We start from the raw sequence: 2129 nt of genomic DNA, 5'->3' as shown, positions 1-2129 counted from the left end.
TGCACGATTTCCGACCGTGCTGAGGGTACCTTCGTGCTCCTCCGTTACTCTTTGGGAGGAGACCGCCCCAGTCAAACTACCCACCACACACTGTCCTCGCCCCGGATAACGGGGCTGAGTTAGAACGCCAATGATGCCAGGCTGGTATTTCAAGGTTGGCTCCACCCGAACTGGCGTCCGGGTTTCCAAGCCTCCCAGCTATCCTACACAAGCAACATCAGCGTCCAGTGTGAAGCTATAGTAAAGGTTCACGGGGTCTTTCCGTCTAGCCGCGGGTACACAGCATCTTCACTGCGATTTCAATTTCACTGAGTCTCGGGTGGAGACAGTGTGGCCATCATTACGCCATTCGTGCAGGTCGGAACTTACCCGACAAGGAATTTCGCTACCTTAGGACCGTTATAGTTACGGCCGCCGTTTACCGGGGCTTCGATCAGGAGCTTCGGCCGGAGCCTAACACCATCAATTAACCTTCCGGCACCGGGCAGGCGTCACACCCTATACGTCCGCTTGCGCGTTTGCAGAGTGCTGTGTTTTTAATAAACAGTTGCAGCCACCTGGTATCTTCGACCGGTTCGTGCTTCCACCGCGGGGTGTTCACACTACGCCGGCGTGCCTTCTCCCGAAGTTACGGCACCATTTTGCCTAGTTCCTTCACCCGAGTTCTCTCAAGCGCCTTGGTATTCTCTACCTGACCACCTGTGTCGGTTTGGGGTACGGTCTCACAGAATCTGAAGCTTAGAGGCTTTTCCTGGAAGCGTGGCATCAATGACTTCCAGACCGTAGTCTGTTCGTCTCGTCTCTCGGCCTTGAGATCCCGGATTTGCCTAAGATCTCGGCCTACCGACTTTCACCAGGACAACCAACGCCTGGCTCACCTAGCCTTCTTCGTCCCCCCATCGCAATTCTGTGAGGTACGGGAATATTGACCCGTTTCCCATCGACTACGCCTTTCGGCCTCGCCTTAGGGGCCGACTCACTCTGCTCCGATTAGCGTCGAACAGAAACCCTTGGTCTTCCGGCGGGGGAGTTTTTCACTCCCCTTATCGTTACTCATGTCAGCATTCGCACTCGTGATACCTCCAGCGAGCTTCTCAACTCACCTTCATTGGCTTACACGACGCTCCTCTACCGCTCGTCATTCGACGAACCCGTAGCTTCGGCACCTGGTTTGAGCCCCGTTACATCTTCCGCGCAGGCCGACTCGACTAGTGAGCTATTACGCTTTCTTTAAAGGATGGCTGCTTCTAAGCCAACCTCCTAGCTGTCTGAGCCTTCCCACATCGTTTCCCACTTAACCAGGATTTTGGGGCCTTAGCTGACGGTCTGGGTTGTTTCCCTTTTCACGACGGACGTTAGCACCCGCCGTGTGTCTCCCACGCTGCACTCACCGGTATTCGGAGTTTGCCTCGGGTTGGTAAGCCGGGATGGCCCCCTAGCCGAAACAGTGCTCTACCCCCGGCGGTGATACGTGAGGCGCTACCTAAATAGCTTTCGAGGAGAACCAGCTATCTCCGGGCTTGATTAGCCTTTCACTCCGATCCACAAGTCATCCAAATCTTTTTCAACAGATCCTGGTTCGGTCCTCCAGTTGATGTTACTCAACCTTCAACCTGCTCATGGATAGATCGCCCGGTTTCGGGTCTATATCCAGCGACTGGTCGCCCAGTTAAGACTCGGTTTCCCTACGCCTCCCCTATACGGTTAAGCTCGCCACTGAATATAAGTCGCTGACCCATTATACAAAAGGTACGCGGTCACAGAACGAGTCTGCTCCCACTGCTTGTACGCATACGGTTTCAGGATCTATTTCACTCCCCTCTCCGGGGTTCTTTTCGCCTTTCCCTCACGGTACTGGTTCACTATCGGTCAGCCAGGAGTATTTAGCCTTGGAGGATGGTCCCCCCGTCTTCAGTCAAGGTTTCACGTGCCCCGACCTACTCGATTTCACTGGATCAGGTTTTCGGCTACGGGACTATCACCCACTATGGTCGAGCTTCCCAGCTCGTTCGCCTAACCAGTCACCAGCTTAAGGGCTGGTCCCCGTTCGCTCGCCGCTACTTGGGGAATCTCGGTTGATTTCTTTTCCTCGGGGTACTTAGATGTTTCAGTTCCCCCGGTTCGCCTCC

The 2129-nt window shown here is 54.7% G+C and carries 1 rRNA gene; it reads right to left on the bottom strand.

What is annotated here, in order from left to right:
• Positions 1-2129 (bottom strand): 23S ribosomal RNA (locus tag IHD13_RS17960); the annotation flags it as partial.

The sequence above is a fragment of the Halomonas sp. 328 genome (genome assembly GCF_015645095.1).
In the GTDB taxonomy this organism is placed as follows: domain Bacteria; phylum Pseudomonadota; class Gammaproteobacteria; order Pseudomonadales; family Halomonadaceae; genus Bisbaumannia.
Note: the sequence above shows the minus strand (reverse complement) of the source record. Positions and strands in the feature narration are given on the sequence as shown.